This window comes from Streptomyces sp. URMC 127 (assembly GCF_051386535.1).
Lineage (GTDB): Bacteria > Actinomycetota > Actinomycetes > Streptomycetales > Streptomycetaceae > Streptomyces.
Window position 1 is genome coordinate 54,863 of record NZ_JBPQTW010000007.1, and the last position, 24,464, is coordinate 79,326.

At 73.1% G+C, this 24,464-nt stretch carries 16 protein-coding genes, 1 tRNA gene and 1 pseudogene; 8 read left to right on the plus strand and 10 right to left on the minus strand.

Annotation, left to right across the window (positions count from 1 at the left end; translation table 11 throughout):
* Positions 1–34 precede the first annotated feature (34 nt).
* Positions 35–1,573 carry an ArsA family ATPase gene (locus ACSNOH_RS03685; RefSeq protein WP_436719723.1) on the plus strand — a complete coding sequence of 513 codons (1,539 nt, stop codon included), beginning with the start codon at positions 35–37 and terminating at the stop codon, positions 1,571–1,573.
* 93 nt (positions 1,574–1,666) lie between these two features.
* On the opposite strand, the gene ACSNOH_RS03690 is transcribed toward ACSNOH_RS03685, so the two are convergent.
* On the minus strand, positions 1,667–2,002 hold the full coding sequence (locus tag ACSNOH_RS03690; protein WP_189382430.1) for a WhiB family transcriptional regulator: 336 nt from the start codon (positions 2,000–2,002) through the stop codon (positions 1,667–1,669).
* A gap of 384 nt (positions 2,003–2,386) precedes the next feature.
* Here ACSNOH_RS03690 and ACSNOH_RS03695 point away from each other — a divergent pair, with 384 nt between their 5' ends.
* Complete coding sequence (locus ACSNOH_RS03695) at positions 2,387–4,612, plus strand: transglycosylase domain-containing protein (RefSeq protein ID WP_436719708.1); 2,226 nt, start codon at positions 2,387–2,389, stop codon at positions 4,610–4,612.
* 219 nt (positions 4,613–4,831) lie between these two features.
* On the opposite strand, the gene ACSNOH_RS03700 is transcribed toward ACSNOH_RS03695, so the two are convergent.
* Positions 4,832–5,296 carry a GatB/YqeY domain-containing protein gene (locus tag ACSNOH_RS03700; RefSeq protein ID WP_436719709.1) on the minus strand — a complete coding sequence of 155 codons (465 nt, stop codon included), beginning with the start codon at positions 5,294–5,296 and terminating at the stop codon, positions 4,832–4,834.
* A 153-nt stretch (positions 5,297–5,449) separates the two neighbouring features.
* Between ACSNOH_RS03700 and ACSNOH_RS03705 the strand changes: the two genes are divergently transcribed.
* The 3 genes from ACSNOH_RS03705 (at position 5,450) to ACSNOH_RS03715 (ending at position 7,311) form a co-directional block, all read left to right on the plus strand.
* Positions 5,450–6,376: a metallophosphoesterase gene (locus ACSNOH_RS03705; RefSeq protein WP_436719710.1), complete on the plus strand. Its 927-nt coding sequence runs from the start codon at positions 5,450–5,452 to the stop codon at positions 6,374–6,376.
* 50 nt (positions 6,377–6,426) lie between these two features.
* On the plus strand, positions 6,427–7,191 hold the full coding sequence (locus ACSNOH_RS03710; RefSeq protein ID WP_436719711.1) for a Pr6Pr family membrane protein: 765 nt from the start codon (positions 6,427–6,429) through the stop codon (positions 7,189–7,191).
* A 46-nt stretch (positions 7,192–7,237) separates the two neighbouring features.
* Positions 7,238–7,311, plus strand: a tRNA-Pro gene (locus ACSNOH_RS03715).
* Between the two features lie 78 nt (positions 7,312–7,389).
* Here the strand turns inward: ACSNOH_RS03715 and ACSNOH_RS03720 are convergent.
* The 8 genes and pseudogenes from ACSNOH_RS03720 to ACSNOH_RS03755 all read right to left on the minus strand — a co-directional run.
* Positions 7,390–7,666 (minus strand): annotated as a pseudogene (locus ACSNOH_RS03720) (tyrosine-type recombinase/integrase); the annotation flags it as partial.
* Positions 7,667–7,961: 295 nt separating this feature from the next.
* The gene (locus ACSNOH_RS03725) at positions 7,962–8,726 is read right to left on the minus strand and encodes a 3-oxoacyl-ACP reductase (protein ID WP_436719712.1); all 765 of its coding nucleotides are present in this window, start codon (positions 8,724–8,726) and stop codon (positions 7,962–7,964) included.
* Positions 8,727–8,770: 44 nt separating this feature from the next.
* On the minus strand, positions 8,771–10,144 hold the full coding sequence (locus tag ACSNOH_RS03730) for a glutamine synthetase family protein (protein WP_436719713.1): 1,374 nt from the start codon (positions 10,142–10,144) through the stop codon (positions 8,771–8,773).
* A 26-nt stretch (positions 10,145–10,170) separates the two neighbouring features.
* Complete coding sequence (locus tag ACSNOH_RS03735; protein ID WP_436719714.1) at positions 10,171–11,706, minus strand: amino acid permease; 1,536 nt, start codon at positions 11,704–11,706, stop codon at positions 10,171–10,173.
* A gap of 61 nt (positions 11,707–11,767) precedes the next feature.
* Positions 11,768–15,508, minus strand: a complete 3,741-nt coding sequence (locus ACSNOH_RS03740) for an MFS transporter (RefSeq protein WP_436719715.1) — start codon at positions 15,506–15,508, stop codon at positions 11,768–11,770.
* Between the two features lie 100 nt (positions 15,509–15,608).
* The gene (locus ACSNOH_RS03745; protein WP_436719716.1) at positions 15,609–19,031 is read right to left on the minus strand and encodes an amino acid adenylation domain-containing protein; all 3,423 of its coding nucleotides are present in this window, start codon (positions 19,029–19,031) and stop codon (positions 15,609–15,611) included.
* Positions 19,032–19,082: 51 nt separating this feature from the next.
* The gene (locus ACSNOH_RS03750; protein ID WP_436719717.1) at positions 19,083–19,823 is read right to left on the minus strand and encodes a 2OG-Fe dioxygenase family protein; all 741 of its coding nucleotides are present in this window, start codon (positions 19,821–19,823) and stop codon (positions 19,083–19,085) included.
* 196 nt (positions 19,824–20,019) lie between these two features.
* Positions 20,020–20,973 (minus strand): GNAT family N-acetyltransferase, encoded by a 954-nt coding sequence (locus ACSNOH_RS03755; RefSeq protein ID WP_436719718.1) that lies wholly within the window; start codon positions 20,971–20,973, stop codon positions 20,020–20,022.
* A 172-nt stretch (positions 20,974–21,145) separates the two neighbouring features.
* On the opposite strand from ACSNOH_RS03755, the gene ACSNOH_RS03760 reads away from it, so the two are divergent.
* Genes ACSNOH_RS03760 through ACSNOH_RS03770 form a run of 3 tightly spaced genes read left to right on the plus strand, consistent with a single transcriptional unit; the run spans position 21,146 to position 24,422 of the window.
* Positions 21,146–22,855: a condensation domain-containing protein gene (locus ACSNOH_RS03760; protein ID WP_436719719.1), complete on the plus strand. Its 1,710-nt coding sequence runs from the start codon at positions 21,146–21,148 to the stop codon at positions 22,853–22,855.
* A gap of 17 nt (positions 22,856–22,872) precedes the next feature.
* On the plus strand, positions 22,873–23,595 hold the full coding sequence (locus ACSNOH_RS03765; protein WP_436719720.1) for a thioesterase II family protein: 723 nt from the start codon (positions 22,873–22,875) through the stop codon (positions 23,593–23,595).
* Positions 23,592–24,422: an SDR family oxidoreductase gene (locus ACSNOH_RS03770; protein ID WP_436719721.1), complete on the plus strand. Its 831-nt coding sequence runs from the start codon at positions 23,592–23,594 to the stop codon at positions 24,420–24,422. The genes ACSNOH_RS03765 and ACSNOH_RS03770 overlap by 4 nt, the downstream gene beginning before the upstream one ends.
* Positions 24,423–24,464: the final 42 nt, after the last annotated feature.

Sequence of the window (24,464 nt, forward strand, 5' to 3'; positions counted from 1 at the left end):
GCGGAAGGGGCTCGACAGCGCGTCCGTCCTCGCCATCGACCCCGTCCTGGACAACCCGCGCACCCGCATCGTGGTGTGCTGCGGCTCCGGCGGCGTCGGCAAGACGACGACGGCGGCGGCGCTCGGGGTGCGGGCCGCGGAGCGCGGCCGGAGGGTCGTCGTCCTGACGATCGACCCGGCGCGCAGGCTGGCGCAGTCGATGGGCATCGAGGAGCTCGACAACGTGCCCCGCCGGGTGCCCGGCATCGACTCGTCCGCCGGTGGCGAGCTGCACGCCATGATGCTCGACATGAAGCGGACGTTCGACGAGATCGTGGAGGCGCACTCCGACAAGGAGCGGGCCCGGGCGATCCTGGAGAACCCCTTCTACCAGTCCTTGTCGGCCGGCTTCGCGGGCACGCAGGAGTACATGGCCATGGAGAAGCTCGGCCAGCTCCGCTCCCGCGACGAGTGGGACCTGATCGTCGTGGACACCCCGCCGAGCCGCTCGGCGCTCGACTTCCTGGACGCCCCCGGGCGGCTCGGATCGTTCCTCGACGGGAAGCTGATCAAGCTGCTGGTCGCGCCGGCGAAGCTCGGCGGGCGGGCCGGGATGAAGTTCCTGGGCGTGGGCATGTCCGTCATGAGCGGGCCGCTGAACAAGCTGATGGGTGCCCAGCTCCTGCGGGACGTCCAGACGTTCGTGGCCGCCATGGACACCATGTTCGGCGGGTTCCGTACGCGCGCGGATGCCACGTACCGGCTGCTGCAGGCGCCCGGTACGGCCTTCCTGGTCGTCGCGGCGCCCGAGCGGGACGCACTGCGGGAGGCGGCGTACTTCGTGGAGCGGCTGGCCGCGGAGCGCATGCCGCTGGCGGGGCTCGTCCTCAACCGGGTGCACGGCAGTGCGGCCGGCCAGCTGACGGCGGAGCGGGCGCTGGCGGCTGCGGAGGCTCTCTCGGAGGGGCTGGTGAACGATCCGGTTGACCCGGTCGGTCCGGCTCATCCGGCTCATCCGGCCCGTCCGGACGCTCCCGTGGACGCGCCGGAGCCCGCTCCGGCAGGAACATCGGAAAATCTTGCTGCCGGTGGCATTGTGGATCGTGACGGCGGGCAAGCTGGGTCACGTACCGTTCGCGTCGCGGGCACCGACGCTCCCACAGCTCCGTCTGCTTCTTCTGCTCCGTCTTCTCCGTCCTCTCCCGTGAGCGGCCTCCCCCAGCCGGCATCTTCGGGAGATTCGCGAGAACCGAGCGATGTCTCGGAAAGTGACATCTCGGAGAGTGACGTCTCGGAAGGCGACGTCTCGGAAGGCGAGGCCTCCAGGACGGCGGCAGGCCTGCTGCGGCTGCATGCCGAGCGCATGCAGGTGCTCGACCGCGAGCGCCGTACGCGCGACCGCTTCACTTCTCTGCACCCGGAGGTCGCCGTGGCGGAAGTGGCCGCCCTGCCGGGCGATGTGCACGACCTGGCGGGACTGCGGGAGATCGGCGAGCGCCTCGCCGCTCAGCCCGCTGTCCCGGCTCCCAGGGCTGCCTCGGCTGCTTCGCCCGCCCCGTCGGCGGACCGGCCGCACGCCGAGCGGACTGAGTGATATGGAGAGGTTCCGAGCGAGGTTCCGAGCGATTCTGTACGCCCGTCAGGGCGTCTTCGGGACCGCCGGCTAACCGGTCGCCGGGATCGTCGGCTAACCGACTGCGGCGTACTCGCCGTACTCCTCGTCGCCCAGCGGCAGAATGCCCGCCCCGCGCTCGTATTCCGTACGGGCGGTCTCCAGGAGCCTGCGCCACGAGGTGACCGTCGGCCTGCGCCGCAGCAGCGCCCTGCGCTCGCGCTCGGTCATCCCGCCCCACACGCCGAACTCGACGCGGTTGTCCAGCGCATCGGCCAGACACTCGGTACGCACCGGGCACCCGGTGCACACCGCCTTGGCCCTGTTCTGTGCAGCGCCCTGAACGAATAGTTCATCCGGATCGGTAGTGCGGCAGGCTGCCTGCGCACTCCAGTCGGTTACCCAGCCCATGCTGGCGCCGTCCTCTCCCGAATCGGGGCTCCCCCACGGCGGCAGCGGCATATTCACCGTTGCCAGTTGAGGACGTTACGGAAGGCAGGCAGGGGGCAACACCCCCTTCGGGCCCAATCTTGGATGGCCCGAACGGACTATGCGTACGCGGCAGATCACCCAACGGAGTGAGCGGACGACATTGCCGACTAAGCCGCCATATCAGGGCAGGTCACCCGGGCTGGAAGACCCAGAGGGTGACACGGACGGCAATACGGACACCTCTCATCACCTACAAGAGTGAAGGCAGAGATGATGCGGAATCACGCCGCAGTGACTGGCGTGAAACAGCGTAGGCGAACACACGGGCGTCTGTCCGCCGAATGAGAACGTAGGCTTCCCTCCATGGGTAAGAAGCGCTCGGGCGAGGGGTCCAACAGGACCCGGATGGCCGCCAAGTTCCTAGGTGTCAGCGTGCTCTCCGGAGCGGTTCTGGCGGGCCTGGCCCTGCCTGCCGTCGGGGCCTTCGGGCTGGTGGCCAAGGAGTCCGTCGAGGGGTTCGACGAGATCCCGGCCAGTATGAAGACCCCACCGCTCAGCCAGCGCACCACAATCCTGGATGCCGAGGGCGGCGAAATAGCCAAGGTCTACTCGCGGGACCGTACGGTCGTACCGCTGAACGAGATCTCCCCGTACATGCGGAAGGCGATCGTCGCCATCGAGGACGCGCGCTTCTACGAGCACGGTGCGATCGACCTCAAGGGCGTGCTCCGCGCGCTCAACAAGAACGCCCAGTCCGGCGGCGTCTCCGAGGGCGCCTCCACCCTCACCCAGCAGTACATCAAGAACATCTTCGTCGAGGAGGCCGGCGACGACCCGGACAAGGTCGCCGTCGCCACGCAGCAGACCCTCGGCCGCAAGGTCAAGGAGCTGAAGTACGCCATTCAGGTGGAGAAGGAGCTCGGCAAGGACCGGATCCTCAACAACTACCTGAACATCACGTTCTTCGGTCAGCAGTCCTACGGCGTCGAGGCCGCCTCCCAGCGCTACTTCAGCAAGCGCGCCAAGGACCTCACCCTGGCCGAGTCGGCGATGCTGGCCGGCATCGTCCAGTCGCCGAGCCGCTACGACCCCGTCAACGCCCCGAACGAAGCCGTCAAGCGCCGCAACACCGTGCTGCAGCGCATGGCCGAGCTCAAGGCGGTCACCCCGGAGGAGGCCGCGGCGGCCAAGGCCGAGCCCCTCAAGCTGAAGGTCACCCGGCCCAAGAGCGGCTGCATCACCGCCGTCAGCGGCGCCGGCTTCTTCTGCGACTACGTCCGCGAGGTCTTCCTCAAGGACCCGGTCTTCGGCAAGACCAAGGAGGCGCGCGCCAAGCGCTGGAACGAGGGCGGCATGACGATCCGCACCACCCTCGACCCGCAGACGCAGAAGTCCGTCCAGAAGTCGATCACCGACCACGTCTACCAGTCCGACTCCGTGGCCACCGCGATCTCGATCGTGCAGCCCGGCACCGGCAAGGTGCTCGGCATGGGCCAGTCGCGCCCGTACGGCTTCGGCGACCACCAGACGCAGATCAACCTCTCGGCCGACAAGAACCGCGGCGGGTCGAACTACGGCTTCCAGACCGGCTCCACCTTCAAGCCGATCCTCGCGGCGGCCGCCCTGGAGGAGGGCATCTCGCCCAACAAGACGTACTCGTCGCCCTACCGGATGGCCTACCCGGAGTCCGTGGACACGTGCACGGGCACGTGGAAGAACTCCGGCGGCGAGACGGTCAGCAACGAGAACCGGAGCGAGGTCGGCCCGTACGGGATGCGGGAGGCGACCGCCAAGTCGGTCAACACCTACTTCATCCAGATGATCGGCGACATCGGCACCTGCCCGGTGACCAAGATGGCGGAGAAGCTCGGCCTGAAGCCGGCCTCCGGGGCCGACATGGACCAGGTCCCGTCGATCGCGCTCGGCACGCAGGGCATGTCCCCGCTGACCATGGCCGCGGCCTACGCGGCCTTCGCCAACGGCGGCACGTACTGCACGCCGGTCCTGATCACCTCGGCCACCGGCCCGAACGGCAAGAGCCTGCCCGTGCCGAAGACGAAGTGCTCGCGGGCGATGTCCGAGCAGACCGCCGACACCGTGAACACGCTCCTCAAGGGCGTCGTCGAGGACGGCACGGGCAAGGAGGCCGGTCTCTCCGGGCGCGACAGCGCGGGCAAGACCGGCACGACGGACGGCCGCAAGGCCGCCTGGTTCGTCGGCTACACGCCCAACATGGCCGGCGCGGTCTGGGTCGGCGGCCCGGGCAAGGACGTCGAGATGGAGAACATCACCATCGGCGGCCAGTACCACGACAAGGTCTACGGCGGCGACACCCCCGGCCCGATCTGGCGCGACGCGATGGCCGGCGCGCTGGAGGGCAAGGAGGCCCCGAGCTTCGACACCGTGGCGGTCGGCGGTGGCGACCGCGGTGACGCGGGCCGCGGCGACGCTGACGGCGACAAGAGCGGCACGGCCGGCAACGGGCGCCGCAAGCCGGGGACCGGCGGCAACAAGCCGGGCAGCGGCAAGGCCGGTGGCAACGGCGGGCGTCACAGCCAGCCGGGGACGGGCCAGGACGGCGGCCGCTGAGCGGACCGGCGCATGAGAACCGGCACATGAGAAGGGGCGCTCGGACCGAAACGGTCCGGGCGCCCCTTATGTGTCTCTGCCGGGGTCAGCCGGCTTACGTGTCTCTGCCGGGGTCAGCCGGCTTACGTGTCTGTGCCGGGGCCAGCCGGCTTACGTGTCTGTGCCGGGGTCAGCCGGCTTACGTGTCTCTGCGGTGGCCGGCTTACGTGTCTCTGCCGGTCAGCCGGCGAGGAGCCGCTTGACCTCGGCGGCGACGCGGCTGCCCTCGGCGCGGCCGGCCACCTTGGGGTTCACGATCTTCATGACGGCGCCCATGGCCTTCGGCCCCTCGGCACCGCCGGCCTTCGCCTCGGCCACCGCCTCGCCGACGATCGCGGCGAGCTCCTCGTCCGACAGCTGCTTCGGCAGGTAGGCGGCGAGGACCTCGCCCTCCGCGCGCTCCCGCTCGGCCTGGTCGGCGCGACCGCCCTTGTCGAACGCCTCCGCGGCCTCGCGGCGCTTCTTGGCCTCGCGGGTGATCACCTTCAGCACCTCGTCGTCGGAGAGCTCACGGGCGGACTTGCCCGCGGTCTCCTCGTAGGCGATGGCGGAGAGGGTGAGACGGAGGGTGGAGGAGCGCAGCTCGTCACGCGCCTTGATGGAGGCGGTGAGGTCGTCGTGCAGCTTGGCCTTGAGCGTGGTCATGCCGCAATCTTCGCATTGGGCGACGGACGGCGCGCTGCATTAACGCGGGGGGAGGGACCGTGAGGGGCCGACTCCCGGGCCTGCCAGGGGCCAACTCCCGGTTATCCACAGCCCGTGAAGGGCGGATCCCGGGAGTCTGCGACCATGTACCCCATGCGCGCTCGATACGGAGTACCTCTGGGAATCGCGGCGGTCGGCGCGGCCGGCCTCGCCTACGCCGCCGGCTTCGAAGTCCGGTCCTTCCGGCTGCGGCGGGTGACCGTGCCCGTGCTGCCGGCTGGGATGCGGCCGCTGCGGGTGCTCCAGGTCTCCGACATCCACATGGTCTCCGGGCAGCGCAAGAAGCAGCGCTGGCTCCAGTCGCTCGCCGGGCTGCGCCCGGACTTCGTGATCAACACGGGCGACAACCTCTCCGACACGGAGGGCGTGCCGGAGACGCTCGACGCCCTGGGCCCGCTCATGGAGTTCCCCGGCGCCTACGTCTTCGGCTCGAACGACTACTACGGCCCCAAGCTGCGCAACCCCGCCCGCTATCTGCTGGAGCGGGCCAGCGGGCGGCACGGCCTCAACGGCAACGCCCCGGTGGTCGGCGCGATCCACAATCCCTGGGAGGAGCTGCGCGACGGCTTCGACGCGGCGGGCTGGGTGAACCTCACCAACACCCGCGGCGCCCTGAAGGTGGCGGGCTACGACATCGCCCTCACCGGCCTCGACGACCCGCACATCAAGCGCGACCGGTACGCGGAGGTCACCGGCGGTCCCCGCGAGGACGCGGACTTCTCCATGGCCGTCGTCCACGCCCCGTACCTCCGGGTCCTGGATGCCTTCACCGCCGACCGCTACCCGCTGATCCTCGCCGGGCACACGCACGGCGGCCAGCTGTGCATCCCCTTCTACGGGGCGCTGGTCACCAACTGCGACATCGACACCGAGCGGGTCAAGGGCCTCTCCACCCACAAGGCCGGCGGCCACCGCTCCTACCTGCACGTTTCCGCAGGCTGCGGTACGAACCGCTACACCCCCGTCCGCTTCGCCTGCCCCCCGGAGGCCACTCTCCTCACCCTCGTCCCCCGCGACTGAGCGGCCGCCGGTCCGGCGAGGTTCGCGGAGCTCACCCGTACGGTGGGGGGATGATCGACCCGACTTCTCCCTCCACCACCCGGCGCGGCACGACCGGCACGGCGGGCGTCCCCGCTTCCGCGGTCGTCCCGCCGACCGGCCGCCGCCCCTTCGCGGCGGCCTTCCGCGCGCTCGTGGCCCTGGCCGCGCTCACCGGCATCGTGCTGGACACGATCGACTCGGACGACCTGGGCAGGCTCTTCAGCTACTTCACGATCCAGTCCAACATCCTGGTGGCGATCTCCTTCGCCTGGGCCGCCCACCGCGCCTGGAGCGGGCGCCCCGCCCTCTCCCCGCGGATCACGGGCGCCGCGCTGCTCTACATCTCGATCACGGGTCTGGTCTTCCACTTCGTGCTCTCGAACGACTCCAGCGGGTTCGCCATGACCAGCGAGCGCACGCCCCTGGAATCGATCGCCAACCAGCTCCTGCACACCGTGACCCCGCTCGCGGCCGCCCTCGACTGGCTCCTGCTCACCGTCCCCGGCGGCTTCCTGCTGCGCCACGCCTGGCAGTGGCTGGTCTACCCCCTCCTCTACCTGCCCTTCGCCCTGATCCGCGGCGCCCTCCTCGACCCCGGCACCGAGGGCCGCTACCCGTACCCGTTCCTGGACGTCGACCTCCACGGCTGGGACGGCATCGCCACCAACGCCATCACCTTCGGCCTGGCCTTCTACGCCCTGGCCCTCACCCTGGTCCTCCTCGACCGCGTACGCCCCCACCTGCGCGGCCCCCGAAACCGGATTTCACCTACGGGCTCGGGTCCGCTAAAGTAGAGCTCGTTGCGCCGACGACCTGCGAAAGCGGGAAGCCGGAGAACATCGGGGTGTAGCGCAGCTTGGCAGCGCGCTTCGTTCGGGACGAAGAGGTCGTGGGTTCAAATCCCGCCACCCCGACAGGTGAATAACCAGGTCAGAGGCCTGATCCGCGAAAGTGGATCAGGCCTCTGCCGTTGTGCGTGACTAACTGCGTGACTACGGCCTCGGGCCGGAGCCGAAGATGCCGTCCATGGCGGTCGCGCCGGACTGGATCACCGGGCGGATCTGCTTCCGATACCTCCTCGGTCACGGCCGTGCTGGAGTGGCCGACAAGCCGGGAGATCTCCTCAAGCTGCATCCCGTCGTCGGACAGGATGGACACGAAGCCCTGCCGAAGCTCTCGGGGCGTCCACTCCCGAGGCTTGATCCCTTCGACGCCCGCGAGGGCTCGCCGGAACTCGCGGCGTACCTTCGCCGAGTCCAGCACCCGACCTCAACCCGGTTGAAGGTATCTGGTCTCTCCTGCGACGCGGACCACTGGCCGAGACCGGCTTGGCCCGAACCAGACCTGACCGAAGCGGCACCACCCTTTCAAGATCAGTATCGGAGCGGACGGCCAGGGGCGGCTCACCGTCACCGGTAGCCCTGAAGCTCGATCGGTTAAACAGCACTCCAGCCCCGGTCTCCTTCTTGAGGAGAGCGGGGCTGGAGTGTTTTCCGAGGTTCCGGGTTCGCCGGCTGTGATTCTGGGCACACGGTGCGCTTGGCCCCGGGTGGGGCCCCTCGGCTTACTGGGGGGTGACGTAGGCGCCGGCTATGCCGCCGTCGACGAGGAACTCGGCGGCGTTGACGAAGGACGAGTCGTCGCTGGCGAGGAAGGCGACCGCGGCGGCGATCTCCTCGGGCTCGGCGAACCGGCCGACGGGCACGTGCACCAGGCGGCGGGCGGCCCGCTCGGGGTCCTTGGCGAAGAGCTCCTTGAGCAGCGGCGTGTTCACCGGCCCCGGGCACAGCGCGTTGACACGGATGCCCTCGCGGGCGAACTGCACGCCGAGCTCGCGGGACATCGCCAGCACCCCGCCCTTGGAAGCCGTGTAGCTGATCTGCGAGGTCGCGGCGCCCATGACGGCGACGAAGGAGGCGGTGTTGATGATGGAGCCCTTGCCCTGGCGCTGCATGTAGGGGATCACGTACTTGCAGCACAGGAAGACCGAGGTGAGGTTGACCTCCTGGACGCGCTTCCAGGCCTCCAGGCCGGTGGTCAGGATCGAGTCGTCGTCCGGGGGCGAGATGCCGGCGTTGTTGAAGGCGACGTCCACCGAGCCGTAGGTGTCGTAGGCGGTCTTGAAGAGCGCCTCGACCTCCTCGGGGCTGGTGACGTCGACCTTGACGAAGAGCCCGCCGGTCGCCTCGGCCGCGGCCTTTCCCGCCTGCTCGTCGATGTCGGCGCAGACGACGCGGGCGCCCTCGGAGGCGAGCCGGCGGGCGGTGGCCAGGCCGATGCCGCTGCCCGCGCCTGTCACGACCGCGACGCGGTCCTGGAGTCGGTTCATGGTGCTGCCTTTCTCGGGGATCAGGGGGTCGGAGGATCGGGGGGTCAGAGGCGTTCGAAGCCGCGGCGCAGTTCCCAGTCGGTGACCGCACGGCTGTAGGCGTCGAGTTCGGTACGGGCCTGGTGGGCGTAGTGGGCGACAGGGCCGGGGCCGAAGGCCCGCGCGGCGAGGTCGCTGTGCTCCCACAGGGCGAGGGCTTCCCGGAGGTCCTGCGGGGCCCGCTCGGCGTCGCCGCCGGCGGCGTAGGCGTTGCCCTCGTAGGGAGCTTCCAGGGGGAGCCGGCGGTCGATGCCGTCCAGGCCGGCCGCGATCAGGGCGGCGACCGCCAGGTAGGGGTTGACGTCGCCGCCGGGGAGGCGGTTCTCCACCCGGAGCGAGGGCCCGTGGCCGACCAGGCGCAGGGCGCAGGTGCGGTTGTCCAGGCCCCATTTGACCGTGGTGGGGGCGAAGCTCCCGGCGACGAAGCGCTTGTAGGAGTTGATGTTCGGGGCCTGGAGGAGCGTGAGCTCGCGCAGCCCGGCCAGCTGGCCGGCGAGGAAGTGCTCGCCCAGCCGGGAGAGCCCGTACGGGCCTTCTCCCGCGAGGACGGGCGTGCCGTCGGCGTCGCGCAGGGACAGGTGGATGTGGCAGGAGTTGCCCTCGCGCTCGTCGGGCTTGGCCATGAACGTCAGGCTCCGGCCCGCCTGCCCGGCGATCTCCTTGGCGCCCGTCTTGTAGATCGTGTGGTTGTCGCAGGTCGTCAGGGCGGTGTCGTAGCGGAACACGATCTCGTGCTGGCCGAGGTTGCACTCGCCCTTCGCCGACTCCACGTACATGCCGGCGCCGGCCATGGAGGTGCGGATGCGGCGCAGCAGCGGCTCGGCCCGGGAGGTGCCCAGGATCGAGTAGTCCGCGTTGTAGCCGATGACGGGCCGCAGCTCCCGGTAGCCGCGCTGCCAGGCCTCCTCGTACGTGTCCTCGTAGACGACGAACTCCAGCTCGGTGCCGGTCATGGCCTGCCAGCCCCGCTCGGCCAGGCGGTCCGTCTGGGCCTTGAGGATCTGGCGGGGGGACACGGAAACCGGCTCGCCGTCGTGCCGGGCGAGGTCGGCGAGGACGAGCGCGCTGCCCTCCTGCCACGGCAGGCGGCGCAGGGTCGTCAGGTCCGGTACGAGGCGGAAGTCGCCGTGGCCGCGCTCCCAGGAGGAGACGGCGTAGCCGTCCACGGGGTTCATCTCGACGTCCACGGCCAGCAGGTACGCGCAGCCCTCGGCGTGGCCGCCGGCCACCTCGTCGAGGAAGTACTCCGCGGCCAGGCGCTTGCCCTGGAGCCGGCCCTGCATGTCGGTGAAGGCGAGGACGACCGTGTCGGTCTCTCCGGCCGCGACCTGGCGCCGCAGGTCGTCGAGGGTCAGCATTCCCTTGCGCTGGGTGGTCATGGTGGGACTCCGGTGGTCGGTGGCGGTCAGGCGGCCGTGGTGCGGTGCCGGTCCGGGGCGGCGGGCTCTTCGGGGGTGCCCTGCACGCGCGGGCCGGTGAACCAGTGCCGGGCCGACACCAGCCAGTGGGTCCCGGCGAAGCCGAGGACCGCCAGGACCGCCACGGGGGCGTAGTTGAAGGTCTCCCAGGTGACGGGCGAGGTCTGCGGGAGAACGAACAGGACGGTGACGCAGCACACCCAGGCCACCGCACCGATCCCCACGGGCCGGCTCCAGCGGCCCAGGTGCCAGGGGCCGCGCTCGAAGGCGTCGCCCTTGCGCAGCCGGAGGTAGGTGGGGATCGCGTAGGCGATGTACAGGCCGATGACCGCGATCGAGGTGACGGCGCCGTAGGCGGTCATGTTCCACAGGGCGGGCAGGCCGAGGAGGAAGGCGCCGCCCACCGCCAGCCAGATCGCGTTGGTCGGAGTGCCGGTCCGCGGGTTGATGCGGTGCCAGAAGCCGGATCCGGGCAGGGCGCCGTCCCGGGCGAAGGCGTAGATCATGCGGGAGTTGGCGGTCACGGAGGACAGCCCGCAGAACAGCTGGGCCCCGACCGCCACGGCCAGCAGCAGCTTCCCGGTGCCCAGGCCCACGGCGTCGACGAAGATCCGGGCGGGCGGCACCTCGGCGCTGGCCTCGGCCGCGTAGTCCTGGACGGCGAAGGTGAGGCCGACGAGCAGGACCCATCCGGCGGCCAGGGAGACCACGACGGCCGTGACCATGCTCCGGGGCCCCGAGCGGGCCGCGTCGCGGGTCTCCTCCGTCATGTGCGCCGAGGCGTCGTATCCGGTCAGGGTGTACTGCGCGAGCAGCAGGCCGAGCGCGGCGACGTACCAGCCGGAGGAGAAGCCGGTGGAGTTGGCGAAGTGGCCGAAGACGAACGAGGCCGGCTGGTGGTGGGCGGGCCCGGCGGCCAGCACGCCGACGATGAGCAGGACGCCCAGGACGTGCCACCACACGCTGACCTCGCCGAGCCGGGCGAGCAGGCGGCCCCCGAAGTGGTTGAGCAGCCCGTGCACCACCAGGATGGCGCCGAACAGGACGACGGTGTGCCCGGTCGACACCGCGTACCAGCCCTGGAGGCTGAGCAGTGCGTTGAGGAAGGTGGCCGCGCCGAAGTCCACGCCCGCGGTGACGGCCACCTGGCCGAGGAAGTTGAACCACCCGGTGAACCACGCCCAGGCGGCCCGGTTGCGGTCGCTGAGCTTGGCCGACCAGTAGTAGAGCCCGCCGGCCGTGGGGTAGGCGGAGCAGACCTCCGCCATCGCCAGCGCGACGAGGAGGGTCATGAGGCCGACCACGGGCCAGCCCCAGACGATCAGCACGGGCCCGCCGGTCCGCATGCCGAAGCCGTAGAGCGTCAGACAGCCGGAGAGGACCGAGATGACGGTCAGGGACACTCCGAAGTTGGCGAAGGCGGACATGCTCCGCGGGAGCTCCTGGGCGTAGCCGAGTTCACGCAGACGGCGTTCGTCATCGGAGGCGGAGGCGGAGGCGGAGACGGGGGCGGTGGGGGACATCGTGTCCTCGTCGGGTCGGAGGGGCGCGGCGGAGTAGCGCAGTGGAGGGGAGCCGAGCAGGTCAGAGGCGGTAGCCGCGGGTGGCGACCGTGTAGCCGGACAGCTCTCCGGACCAGGTCACGGTGGCCGGCCGCGGCTCGTGCAGGGCGGCTTCCGGCAACGCAGGGGTCTGGGCGGCCACGCGCAGGGGCAGCGGCCCGTCACCGCGTACGCGGAGGGTCAGGTCGGCTCCCCCGGGGCCGGGCGCGGCGACGATCAGCCCCCATTTCCACCGGCTGCCGGCGGTGGGACGGTTCTCCCCGCCGGGCAGTTCGGCCGTGCCGAGGCGGGCGCCCTCGACGGTGACGGCGTCCGTGTCCGCGAACAGCATCAGCTGGGTGGGCACGCCGTGTTCGGACCCCAGGTGCACGGTCACGGTCCGGACCGGTCCTTCCCTCCGGTCCGCGTCGACGCGCAGCGTCGGCAGCGGTACGGGGAGGGAGGGCGCGGAGCCGGTGTGCCAGCTGCCGGGACCCGTCAGCGACGGGAACGTGCTCTTCAGGCCCGTCGCGGCGGCCGGGACGTGCCCGGCGGCCCAGGCGTTGCCGGAGGTGCCCCTGCTGATCCAGCGGGCGCTTCCCGTGTCGGCGTCCACCGCGTACATCAGGCTGACCTGGACGGGGTGGCGCGCGTCGGTCGTGTCGCGGGCCGTCCCCGCGGCGACTGTGGTGGCGCCGAGCAGGGCCGTCGCACAGGTGACGGCCACCACGGTGCGGGCGCGCAGCGCCGGTGCGGCAGCCACCAGGGCCGGTGCGGCGAGGAGGACCACGACGGCCAGGGGCACCGCGGCGTACACGAGGCCGACCGTGCCGGCCAGCATGATCACGACGGGGGTGAGCAGGGCGGCGGCGGGGATCGCCGCGAGCGCGGCACAAGCGCCGCGCCACGGCGAGCGCTCCGGCAGCCGGACGGCCACCGCCAGGCCCGCCGCGCCGGCCAGCGCGGGCCAGGCGAACAGGTAGGACGTGCCCGGGAAGAGCAGGGCGGTGGCCAGGGTCAGCAGCACCAGGACGGTGGTGACGCCGGCGCCGAGCTCCAGCGCCGAACGGGACGCTCCGGACGGCCGGACGCGCCGCAGCACGGCGGCCCAGGCCCACGTCAGGGCGGCGGCCACGATCGCCAGGCCGGCGGTCTGCAGCCCCGGCCGGTACGGGTCGCCCAGCATGAAGCCCAGGTAGTCGGGCCGGACCAGGGTGAGCAGTGCCCAGCCGGCCCAGCCGGTGGCGGCGGCGCCCAGGAGGGGCAGAGCCAGGGTGGCCGCGGCCGTCGCGACCGTACGGAGCCGCACCACCCCCCGTCGCCGAGCGGACCACAGCGCCGCCGCGAAAGCGAGAGCGGTCAGAGCCCCGAGAGGCAGTACGAGCCCGCCGGGGTAGCGCACGAGCAGGCCGCACAGCGTGAAGTAGGTGACGTCAGACTGCCCGTTCACCGCACCCAGGTCCGCGCCGGCCAGGTGCCGGGTGGCGGAGAGCGCGGCCGACCCCATGTCCTGCAGGCTCGCGAGGCTGACGCTCTCCGGATCGTCCTGCGGCGTGTGGTAGCGGGCGGAGCCGCCGACGACGGCGAAGTTCATCCCGGTCATGCCGGCGCGGCGCAGCTCGGAGAAGTCGGTGTCGTTCGCCAGCAGCCGGTAGACCTCGTACGAGAAGGAGGTGGCGACCGGTGGACGGCCGCTCAGCGCCGGCACCAGCGCGGCGTTGTGCGCGCCCGTCTCGAACATCACCGCGCGGCCGGAGGTGCCGCGGGCCTCCAGGTTGAGCACCACCGTGCGGTCCGGGTCGCCGTGGCCGCCGGCCTCCGCGGCGGTGAAGGCGCGCGCGCCCATCAGGCCCGGCTCCTCCCCGTCGGTGAAGAGGAAGGTGATGTCGTTGCGCGGTGCCGGGCCGGTCACCAGGGCCCGTGCGGTCTCCAGGAGGGAGGAGACGCCGAGGCCGTCGTCCGACGCCCCCGGCCCGGTCTCCACCGAGTCGTAGTGCGCGACGAGCAGCACCCGGCCGGTGGGACGGGTGCCGGGCAGCGTCGCACTGATGTTGCGGACCCGGGCGGAGAGGGCGGCGCCCGACCCGGTGTCCGTGCTGGTGGCGTTCTGCTCGTGCGGGCGCAGGCCCAGGGCGCTGAGCCCGGCGGTGATGCGGGCGGCCACCCGGTCGTGCTCGGGCGTGCCCAAGCCGTGCGGGGCAGTGGCCAGCTCGGCGATGTGCCGGTGGGCGTGGGCCGCCGAGAAGTCGCCGGCGGGGGCGCTCGCGGGCAGCGGGGCGGGCGGCGAGACGGTGGAGTACGCGGCGGCAAGCGCCGTCACAACGGCCGCGGCGAGCAGCACGATCCGCGGGAGGTGCCGCCGGCCCGGCCGGGGTGCGCGCGGGAGTGCCGGCCGGGGCGCGCCCGGCGCTCCCGCCCCAGTCCCGTCTCCGGCCCCAGTACCTTCTCCAGCCCCGGCCCCTTCTCCGGCCCCATTCCCACTCCCGGTCCCGTCTCCGGGACCGCCGTCCCGCCGGTCCCGGCCGTCCTCCGCGTCGAGGCCGCGCGCGGGCAGCAGCGTCAGCGCGAGCACCGTGACCACCGCCATGAGCGCCGCGGACATCAGGAACGGCGCCTGCAGCCCGAACCGGGCGGCCACCGCCCCGCCGGCCAGGCCGCCCAGCGGGGACAGCCCGTTGACGACGAGCCGGTAGGCGCCGTTGACCCGTCCGAACAGCTCGGTCGGCACGAGCACCTGGCGCAGCGACACGCTGACGACGTTCACCAGGGCGATGGCGGCCCCCACCAGGCTGAGGACGCCCGCGGCGAGGAACGGGTCGGTGGTCAGGGCGGGGACGAGGAAGGCCGGCGGGCACAGCACGCAGGCCAGCCGCAGGGTCCCGGCCCGTCCCAGCCGCTTGACGACCGCCGGGGCCGCCAGCAGGCCCGCGAGACCGCCGAGCGCGATGATCACCATCAGCAGGCCGTAGGCGTCGCGCCCGATGCCGAGGACCTCCAGGGCGTAGAGGACGGCGACGGACAGGACGGCCAGGACCGAGAAGTTCAGGGCGCCGGCCAGCACGCAGACGGTCCGCAGCACGCGATGGCCGCGCAGCCAGCGGATGCCCTCGGCCGTCTGCGCGCGCAGCCCGGCGGGCGCGGGCTGCCCAGCGGAGCCCGGCTGACCGGTGCCGCTGCCGGTCCGCGGCTTGCGGATGCTGAGGATCAGCACGGCGGACAACGCGAACGAGACCGCGTCCAGCGCGAAGGGCAGCGCGTGCGACACCCCGAACAGGAACGCCCCGAGGGGCGCTCCGAGGAATTCGGTGGTGACCATCTGCCCGCCCATGAGGCGGCTGTTGGCCGAGTCCAGGCTCGCGTCGCCCGTCACGTCCGGCACCATGGCCTGCGCGAGGTTGTCCGCCAGCGTCTCCACCGAGCTGAGCAGGAAGGCGGTCACCGCCAGGACCGGGATGCCCACGTGGCCGGTGAGGGCCAGGGCGGCGAACAGGCCCACGAGGCCCGCCCGCACCGCGTCGCAGAGCCACAGCGTCCGCCACCGGTCGACGCGGTCGGCCAGGGCCCCCGCGAACGGGCCGACGCACAGCCACGGCAGGCGCGTCGCCACGGTCACCAGGGCGACCTGGAACGGGTCGTCGGTCAGCGACGCCGCGAACACCGCGAAGGCGGTGATCCGGATGCCGTCGCCCAGGCCGGAGAGCGTGATGGCGCCCCACAGCCGGCGGAACCCGCGGGCGAAGCCGCGCCGGGTGACCGCCGGTTCCGCCATGGTCTCGCTCGCCACGGTGCGGGCCCTTCTGTCGGTACGGATGTGCTGATCGGTACGGGCGAGCCGGTACGGCTCTGTCCCTACGGCTCTGCCGCTACGGACGCGCCGCTCCGGGTCAGGACCGGAGCCCCGCGTCCACCTCGGCGGCCGACATCTGCTGGACCTTGAGGACCAGCGCGGCCACCCGGTCCACGTCGACGCCGCTGCGGGCCCCCTGCGCCCGCACCAGGACGGCCAGCGAGGCCACCGTCGGGGCCTCGATGAAGAAGTGCAGCGGCAGTTCGATCCGGAACAGCTGCCGGATGTTCGACACGACCTGCGTGGCCAGCAGCGAGTGCCCGCCCAGGTCGAAGAAGTCGTCGTGCACGCCGATGCCCGCGGTTCCCAGGGCCTGTTCCCAGGCCCCGGCCAGCACCCGCTCCATGTCGTCCGACGGCGGCACCCGCTCGGCGCGCGCGCCGGTGCCGTCCTCGTCGGGCAGGGGCAGGGCCTTGCGGTCGACCTTGCCGCCGGGGGTCAGCGGGAAGACCTCCAGCACGGTGTACGAGGACGGGATGAGCGGGGTGGGCACGATCCGCCCGAGGTGACGGCGGAGGGCGTCCGCACCGGGCACGGTCGCGCCCGGCACCGGCCTGAGGTAGGCGGCCAGCCGCATCGAGCCACGGGGGTCCGGGAGGGCCAGGACGACGGCCTCCGACACGGCGGGGTGCGTGCGCAGCGCGGCCTCCGCCTCGGCGGGCTCGACGCGGTAGCCGCGGATCTTCACCTGGTGGTCGACCCGGCCGAGGAACTCCAGCGTTCCGTCGCCCCGCCACCGCGCCCGGTCACCGGTCCGGTACAACCGCTCCCCGGGGACGAAGGGGTTGGGCACGAAGCGTTCGGCGGTCTGCCCGGGCCGGCCGAGGTAGCCGCGGGCCAGCTGGACCCCGCCGATGAACAGCTCGCCGGGCACGCCGACCGGCTGCAGCCGGCCCGCGGCGTCGAGCACGTACAGGGTGACGCCGCTGGTCGGCGAGCCGATCGGAACCGGGTCGGGCACCGGCACCGGCACCCGGTGCATGGCGACGTCGATGGCGGCCTCGGTGGGCCCGTAGCAGTTGTACAGGGCGGCGTGCGGGGCGAGTTCGAGGAACTGCCCGGACAGCTCCGCGGTCAGCTCCTCGCCGCCGCTGAACGCGACGCGCAGGCTGCGCGCGGCCTCGGCGAAGCCGGGCTCGCGCACCACCGGCCGGAGCGTCGAGGGAACGAAGTCGGTGGCCGTGATCCGGTGCCGGGCGAAGACCTCCAGCACGTAGCGGGGGTCGGTGTTGCGGCGCGGGACCGCCATGACCAGCCGGGCGCCGCTGAGCAGCGGCACCAGCAGCTCCCACAGGGAGGGGTCGGCGATGACGGGGGTCTTCTGCAGCACCGCGTCGGCCGGGCCGTAGCCCAGTGTCGTGATCAGGTCCCGGACCCGGTGGGCGATGGCGCGGTGCGACACCACCACGCCCTTAGGCCGCCCGGTGGATCCGGAGGTGTAGAGGACGTAGGCGGCGTTGTCCGGTGCGAGCGCGACGCGCGGGCGGCCGGACGGCTGCGCGTCCAGGGCCTCGCCGAGGGTGTCCAGCGCCACCGCCCGGGCCGGGGCGTCGTGCCCGCCGGGGGTGACGGACGGGATCCGGCCGGCGTGCTCGGAGAGCGTCAGCACCAGGGCCGTGCGGGCGTCCCGGATCAGCTGCTCGTGGCGCTCGGCCGGGTGGTCGGGGTCCAGCGGCACGTACACCGCGCCGGCCTTGAACACCGCCATCATGGCGACGGCGAAGTCCAGCCCGCGCGGCAGGCACACGCCCACCCGGTCCTCGGTCCGCACGCCGGCCGCCAGCAGCCAGTGCGCCAGCCGGTCCGACCGCTCGTCGAGCTCCCGGAAGGTCATGGAGGGCGACACGACGGCGTCGTCGCCGGAGTCGGCGACGACGGCCACGGCGCCGGGGGTCGCGGCCACCTGGTCGGCGAACCAGTCGGTGAGCGGCCGGGCCGGGATCGCGACCGGCTCCGGGCCGCTCATGCCCAGCAGGCGGTCCCGGGCGGCGGCCCGCATGACGGGCAGTTCGGCGACCGCGGCGTCGGCATCCGCGGCGACCGCTTCGAGCACGGTGCGCAGGGCCTCGCCGATCCGGGCGGCGGTGTCGTCGTCGAAGAGGTCGAGCGCGTAACCGAGCCAGCCGGAGAGGCCGCCGCCGGGCGCCGGGGAGAACTCCACGGTCAGGTCCAGGTCGGCGCCGGAGCTGGTGGTGTCGTCGATGCTCACCTCGACGCCGGGCAGCCGCAGTTCGCGGAAGGGGACGTTGCGCAGGGCGAGCATGACGCGCAGCAGTGCGGCCCGCCCGCCGCCGTGCTCCTCGCCGGCCGCCTGGACGATCCGTTCGTAGGGCAGGTCCTGGTGGGCGAAGCCGGACAGCGAGCGGGCGCGGGTGTGCCGCAGCAGCTCCCGGAACGAGGCGGTGGGCTCGACCTCCAGGCGCAGCGGGACGGTGTTGACGAAGAACCCGACCAGCCGCTCCAGCTCGGGCCGGGACCGTCCGGCGACCGGGGTGCCGACGAGCAGGTCGCGCTGGTCCGACCAGCGGTGCAGGACGACGGCGAACGCCGCGAGCAGCACCATGAAGGGCGTGGCCTGCTCGGACCGGCCCAGGGCGGCGAGCCGGTCGGTGAGCGCGGCCGGGAGGGGCACCGGAACGGCGCCGCCCGCGAAGCTGGGCGCGGCGGGTCTGGGCCGGTCACCGGGCAGGTGCAGCTCCGGCGTGCCCGCCAGGGCCTCGCGCCAGTACGCGAGGTCGCCGCGCGCCTGCTCGCCCTCGGTGCGGTCGCGCTGCCAGGCGGCGAAGTCGGCGTACTGGACGGGCAGTGCGGGCAGCCGGGCCGGTCGTTCCTCGACAGCGGCGGTGTACGCCTCCATCAGGTCGTCGACGAGCACGCCCAGCGACCAGCCGTCGACGACGATGTGGTGCACGCACAGGGCCAGCACCCAGTGCCGGTCCGGGCCGGCGTCCCGGACCCGCCACAGCGCGGAGCGCAGCAGCGACGGGCCCGCCAGGTCGAAGGGCCGGGTGACCAGCGCCCGGATCCGGGCGTCGACGTCCGCGGCGTCGCACTCCTCGGCCGTCAAGGCGGCGGCCGCCCCTCCGGGGGCGCTGATCACCTGGCGCAGGCCTTCGCCGGTGACCATCTCGAAGCCGGTGCGCAGCGCCTCGTGCCGGTCCGTCACGGTGGCCAGGGCGGTGCGCAGGGCGTCCTCGCTCAGGTCACCCCGCAGCCGCAGCACGATGGGCAGGAGGTAAGTGGTCGCCGCCGGGTCCAGCTCGTGCTGGAAGTAGAGGCGCTCCTGGCCCGCCGAGGCGGGGAGCCGGCTGACTCCGGGGGTGCGGGGGAGCCGCGGGACGCTCCCCTCGCCCGTCCGCGCGCGGGCGAGCCGCCGGCTCAGCAGGGCGCGCCGCTCCGGGGACAGTTCGCTGATGGCGCGGTTCAGCTCGGCCGCCTGCGGCACCTGCTGGTCGGGCATCGGATCTCCTGTGACTGTGACGCTGGCTGGGATGTCGGGTGCGCGGGGCGGTCAGAGCAGGTCGAAGTCGACGATCAGCACGTCGCGGTACGCCGGCCGGGCGGGGTCCACCGGGAGTACGGGGGTGACGTCGTGCAGCACGCGGCGGTCGTCGACCAGCAGCTGCTCGCCGGGGGTGCTCAGCGTCACGGCGCACAGCTGCTCGCCGTCGTCGGTGTAGAGGGAGCTTTCGCCGCCGGTGACGTTGTGCCGGGCGACCAGCAGCGAGGTGACAAAGGTGGACCCGTCGCGGTGCCTGCCCTGCGGGGCGGGCTTGCCGGTCTCGCCGGCGCCGGTGACGATCCGGAAGGGGTGCAGCTTGACGTCCCAGGCGGTCACTCCCTCGGCGGCGGAGAAGATCCGGCCGAGCGTGAGGACGGTCGCACGGGTCAGCGGGTCGGCGAGGAACTCCTCGGTCAGCGGGTCGAAGTGGCGCTGGACGCCTCCGTTCAGCGGGTTGACCGTCAGGTCCTGCGCGTACGGGGCGTGCGGCAGGGCGGTCAGGGTGTCCGTCGCGGAGTCCAGGTGGAAGTGGCCGTAGCGCCGGTACCGGTAGGTGCCGCCGTCGCGCATATAGGTGTCGGCGGTGAGGTCGTCCCAGTGCCGGGCGAACCGCGCCCAGTCCTCGGCCCCGGCACCGGCCAGGGCGGACAGCGTGCCGGAGGTCAGCAGGTGGTGGCCGCCTGCGGCCAGCCCGGCCGCCGCGGCGGTCACGGCCTCGGGCAGGCCGGGGGCCTGGGTCGGATCGGACACGGGAACCGCCTTTCGTCCGAGCGGCGGCGCGGCCCGTCCGCACCCCCGCACCTTCCCGATCCTGGCCGCGGGCGCGGGGGAGCAGGAGTCGGGGGAACCCCTGACAGCGGCCGGGCCCCGGCAGCGCGCGAGCCGGAACAGCGGGGCCGTTCCGGCTCGCGGTGCGCGGGGCGGGGAGGGCTGTGCCGGGGCGGCGTCAGGCGGCCGGCGCAGAGAGGACGACGCGGGTCTCGCTGACGCGGTAGCCGCCGCGCCGGAAGGCCGCCGCCATGGGGATGTTGACGGAGTCGGTGGTCGCCGTGATCCGCTCGGCGCCGAGGCCCGCGTGGAAGCGCGTGATCTCACCGAGGATGTCGTCGATGTAGCGCTGCCCGCGCAGGCCGGGAAGCACGCCCAGGTAGCCGACGTTGGGGTTGTAGGGGGTGCGGGACGGTATCGCGAAGCCGACGAGCTCGCCGCCGGGCGTGCGGGCCATCCGCCACCAGTCGCGCTCCCCCGGGCAGTCGAGGTAGAACTCCAGGTCGTCGCGGGCCGCGCCCTCCTCGCCCATGGCAGCCACGTTGGCCAGCGTCTCCTGGTCGAGGCTGCCCCGGGCGACCTCGCGGAACACGGCGACGAACGCCTCGTCGTCGGGCTCGGGGGTGAAGACCAGACGCGTGCTGGGCGCGGGCACGCCGGCCTGCGGCGTCCACTCGAAGCGGTAGCGCTCGATGCGCTCGGTCAGCCCGGCGCACCGGGCCGCCTCCTCCCGCCACGCCACGGCCGCCGTCACGGCGGCGCGGTCCCCTCCCGGGCCGTCGTGGGGGACCATGATGTTGTACGAGGGCGGGCCCGCCGCACCGCGGCCGGCGAATGCCCGGTGGCCGGCGGCCAGCAGCTCGGCGGCCAGCGTGGCCGGGGCGGCGACCGAGGGATGCACCGACAGGCAGTCCAGCGTGATCGGGTGCTCGCTGTCGGAGCGTCCCCACCACAGCGCGCGGGCCAGCACGCGCCCGCTGTCGTCCTCGGCTATCCACGTCCACTCGGGGCGGAGCCGGCCGGCCGCGGACTCCTCGCGATACCGGTCGGCCGGGATCCAGACGACGGGCTCCGTGACGTTCCAGTCGAGAACCGCGCCGAGGCCGTCCCCGGCCACTGAGCGGAATCGCATCTGTCCTCCATGATTGCAGGAATCCCCCGATCCGGCCCGACTCTGCCACAGCGGCCATGTTCCGCCTCAGTCAGGGGACTTCCCGACTCCCGGGCCGCCCCGGCCGCGCCGAGGATGCATTCCGTGCCCACCGCGGGCACGCACCGAGCACGAGTTTGGAGGTCCGCTCCCGATGGCTGAGGAGACGCTGGCGATCATCACCTCGTTCGCGCAGCAGAGCTTGTGGCTGCAGAACCAGATCGACCCCGGCCGCTCGGACTACACCGTGGCGGCGGCCGTCCGGCTGCGCGGCGCGCTCGACGTGCCCGCCCTCGAAGCGGCCCTCAACGCGGTGGCCGCACGGCACGAGACGCTGCGGACGGTCTTCCGGCTCGACGACGGCGTGCCCGTACAGGTCATCGGCCCCGTGCCGGACTTGCGGATCCCCGTCGAAGACGTCACGCCCGGACAGGTGGACGACCTGGTCCGGCAGGAGACCGGGACGCCCTTCGACCTGGCGACCGGCCCCCTGCTGCGGCTGCGGCTCCTGCGGCTCTCCCCGGAGGAGCACGTCGCCGTGCTGGCGATGCACCACATCGTCACCGACGGCGACTCCTCCGCGATCCTGCTGCGCGAGCTGATGCTCCGCTACGCCGCGGGACGCGCCGGAACCTCACCGGAGCTGCCCGAACTCCCCGTCCAGTACGCGGACTACGCCGTCTGGCAGCGGGAGACGCTCAGCGGCCCCCGTCTCGACCGGCTGACGGCGTACTGGGCCGGGCGCCTGGCCGGCGCGACCCCCGTCGCGCTTCCGGCCGCCCCCGGCCCCGGCGCCGCGGAAGGAGCCCCCCGCGCCGCGGAAGAGACCCCTGGCGCCGTCCACCCCGTCGCGGTGCCCGCCGGGCTCCGCGACCGGCTCGAAGCGGCCGCCCGCGAGCGGGGCGCCACGCTCTTCATGGCCCTGCTCGCCGGCTTCGGCGTGCTGCTCGCCCGCCACTGCCGGCAGGACGACATCACCGTGCTCTCCCCCGTGTCGGGCCGCTCCAGGCCCGAACTGGAGGAGCTCATCGGCTACTTCGTCAACCCGCTGCCGCTGCGCACCGACCTGTCCGGCGACCCGGCCGCGGACGAGGTCCTCGACCGGGCGCGCGAGACCTGCCTCGGCGCCTACGACCACCAGGACCTGCCCTACGAGCAGATCTCCCACCTCGCCGCGGGCCCCGCCACGGACCGCGGCGCGCTCGGCCGCGTGATGATGGTGCTGCAGAGCCCCCGCCCCGGCACGTGGCACACGGCGGGCCTGGAGCTGGAGCAGCTGCCGGTGGGCATGGGCGCGGCCAAGGCCGGCCTGGTGCTCGACCTGCGGCCCGGCCCGGACGGGCTGGAGGGCGTGCTGGAGTACGACGCCGCTCTGCTCGACGCGTCCACGGTGGCGGCCCTGGCGGAGGACCTCCCGGCCGTCCTGGGCTGGCTGGCCGACCGCTCGCCGCTGCCCGTCTCCGCCGTCCCCGGCCTGAAGGGCCCGGCCCCGGCCGCTGCCGCCGCTCCGGCCCGTGCCGCGACCGGGGCGCAGAGCACCGCCCGGGCTCCGTACGTGGCTCCGCGCACCCCGCTGGAGGAGGAGATCGCCCTGATCTGGGCGGAGCTCCTCGGGCAGGAGACCGTCGGCGTGTACGACAACTTCTTCGACCTGGGCGGCCAGTCGCTGGCCGCCGTGCGCCTCGCGGCCCGGCTGCGGGACGAGTTCGGCGTCGAGCTGGCCGTCCGCGAGCTGTTCGCCGGCTTCACCGTCGAGGAGGTGGCCTGGCGGGTCCTGCAGGAGCTGACGGCCGCCGGCCCCGGCGCGCCGGAGGAGGCCGCCCCGGACACGGCCGGCGAGCCCGGCTCCCCCATCCGTACCTGACCCCGAACTGGAGAGACATGTCGAGTCCCGCGGTGCTGTGCTTCCCCCCTGCCGGCGCGGGTGCCAGCTTCTACCACTCCTGGCTCGGGCACCGGGAAGACCTGCGGATCGTGCCGGTGCAGCTGCCGGGCCGCGAGCGCCGCATGGCCGAGCCGGAGTGCACCGACATGGGCACCCTGATCGGCACGATCGTGCCCGAGCTGCTGGAAGAGCTCGACGGCACCGCCCCCGTGGTGGTGTTCGGCCACAGCTACGGCGCGCTCCTGGCGTACGAGACCGTCCGCGCGCTGTCCGAGCGGGCCCCCGGTCTGCCGCTGCTGCTGGTGGTCAGCGGCTCCACCGGGCCGCGCACCCCGCGGGCCGGCCGCGTCACCGGGCTGCCCGACGACGAGTTCGTCGCGGGCGTCGCCCGGATCGCGGGCTACCGCCACCCGGCGCTGGACGAGCCCGAGCTGCGCGACCTGCTGCTGCCGACGCTGCGCACCGACGTGGCCCTGCACGAGAACTACCGGCACGACGGCGTCACCCGCCTCGGCGTGCCCGTGCTCGCCGTGCGCGGCAGCGACGACGACCTGGTGTCGGCGGCGGACCTCGCCGAGTGGCAGGAGGTCACGAGCGCCTCCTTCGAGCAGGCGGAGATCGCCGGCGGCCACATGTACCTGGTGGACTCCTGGGCCGCACTGCTCGACCTGCTCGGGCGCGCCGCAGGGGCGGCGGCCCCGGCCGGTGCCGCCTCGTGACCGGCAGGCTCACCGGCAAGGTCGCCGTCGTGACCGGCGCCGGCCGCGGCATCGGGCGCGCCTGCGCGGTCGCCCTCGCCCGGGAAGGGGCCGCCGTCGTCCTGGCGGACATCGCGGCCTCCGTCAGCGCGGTGCCGTACCCGATGGCGACGCCCAGCCAGCTGGAGCACACCGCCCGGCTGTGCCGGGCGGAGGGCGCCGCGGTCCTCGCCGTACGGGCGGACGTGCGTCTCCCGGCGGACGCCGAGCGGGTCGTCGCGGAGACGCTCGCCCGCTTCGGGCAGGTGGACGTCCTCGTGAACAACGCGGGCATCGCCGGCCCTTCGGGACGCGTCGTGCACGACGTCACGGAGGAGGACTGGGCCGTGATGATCGACACCAATCTCAGCGCGGCCTGGCGCATGACCAGGGCGGCCGGGCCCTCGATGGTGGAGCGCCGCACCGGCTCGGTCATCAACATCGCTTCCACCGCCGGCCTGGTCGGCTACCGCCACTTCGCCGGGTACGTCGCCTCCAAGCACGGCCTGGTGGGACTGACCCGGGCCGCCGCGCTGGACTACGCGCCCTACCGGGTCCGGGTCAACGCGGTGTGCCCCGGCTCCGTGCGGGACAGCGAGCCCGGTGAGGGCCGGATGCTGGCCGAGATCGGCAGGAGCATCGGGCTCGACCCGGCCGAGCACGAGTCGGCGTTCCTCACGCAGCAGCCGACCAATGCCCTGGTGGAGGCGGAGGACGTGGCCGGGGCCGTGGTGTGGCTGGCCTCCGACGAGTCGCGCTCGGCCACCGGCTCGGTCGTCACCGTCGACGGCGGCTACAGCGTCCGCTGAACCGTGGGCGCGGGGCGCCCCGTCCCCGTACCCCCGCATTCC

Excerpts from the sequence above, each read along its gene's own strand:
- ACSNOH_RS03690 (WP_189382430.1), bottom strand. The coding sequence starts at position 2,002 with ATGGGCTGGGTAACCGACTGGAGTGCGCAGGCAGCCTGCCGCACTACC.
- ACSNOH_RS03695 (WP_436719708.1), top strand. The coding sequence starts at position 2,387 with ATGGGTAAGAAGCGCTCGGGCGAGGGGTCCAACAGGACCCGGATGGCC.
- ACSNOH_RS03700 (WP_436719709.1), bottom strand. The coding sequence starts at position 5,296 with ATGACCACGCTCAAGGCCAAGCTGCACGACGACCTCACCGCCTCCATC.
- ACSNOH_RS03705 (WP_436719710.1), top strand. The coding sequence starts at position 5,450 with ATGCGCGCTCGATACGGAGTACCTCTGGGAATCGCGGCGGTCGGCGCG.
- ACSNOH_RS03710 (WP_436719711.1), top strand. The coding sequence starts at position 6,427 with ATGATCGACCCGACTTCTCCCTCCACCACCCGGCGCGGCACGACCGGC.
- ACSNOH_RS03725 (WP_436719712.1), bottom strand. The coding sequence starts at position 8,726 with ATGAACCGACTCCAGGACCGCGTCGCGGTCGTGACAGGCGCGGGCAGC.
- ACSNOH_RS03730 (WP_436719713.1), bottom strand. The coding sequence starts at position 10,144 with ATGACCACCCAGCGCAAGGGAATGCTGACCCTCGACGACCTGCGGCGC.
- ACSNOH_RS03735 (WP_436719714.1), bottom strand. The coding sequence starts at position 11,706 with ATGTCCCCCACCGCCCCCGTCTCCGCCTCCGCCTCCGCCTCCGATGAC.
- ACSNOH_RS03745 (WP_436719716.1), bottom strand. The coding sequence starts at position 19,031 with ATGCCCGACCAGCAGGTGCCGCAGGCGGCCGAGCTGAACCGCGCCATC.
- ACSNOH_RS03755 (WP_436719718.1), bottom strand. The coding sequence starts at position 20,973 with ATGCGATTCCGCTCAGTGGCCGGGGACGGCCTCGGCGCGGTTCTCGAC.
- ACSNOH_RS03760 (WP_436719719.1), top strand. The coding sequence starts at position 21,146 with ATGGCTGAGGAGACGCTGGCGATCATCACCTCGTTCGCGCAGCAGAGC.
- ACSNOH_RS03765 (WP_436719720.1), top strand. The coding sequence starts at position 22,873 with ATGTCGAGTCCCGCGGTGCTGTGCTTCCCCCCTGCCGGCGCGGGTGCC.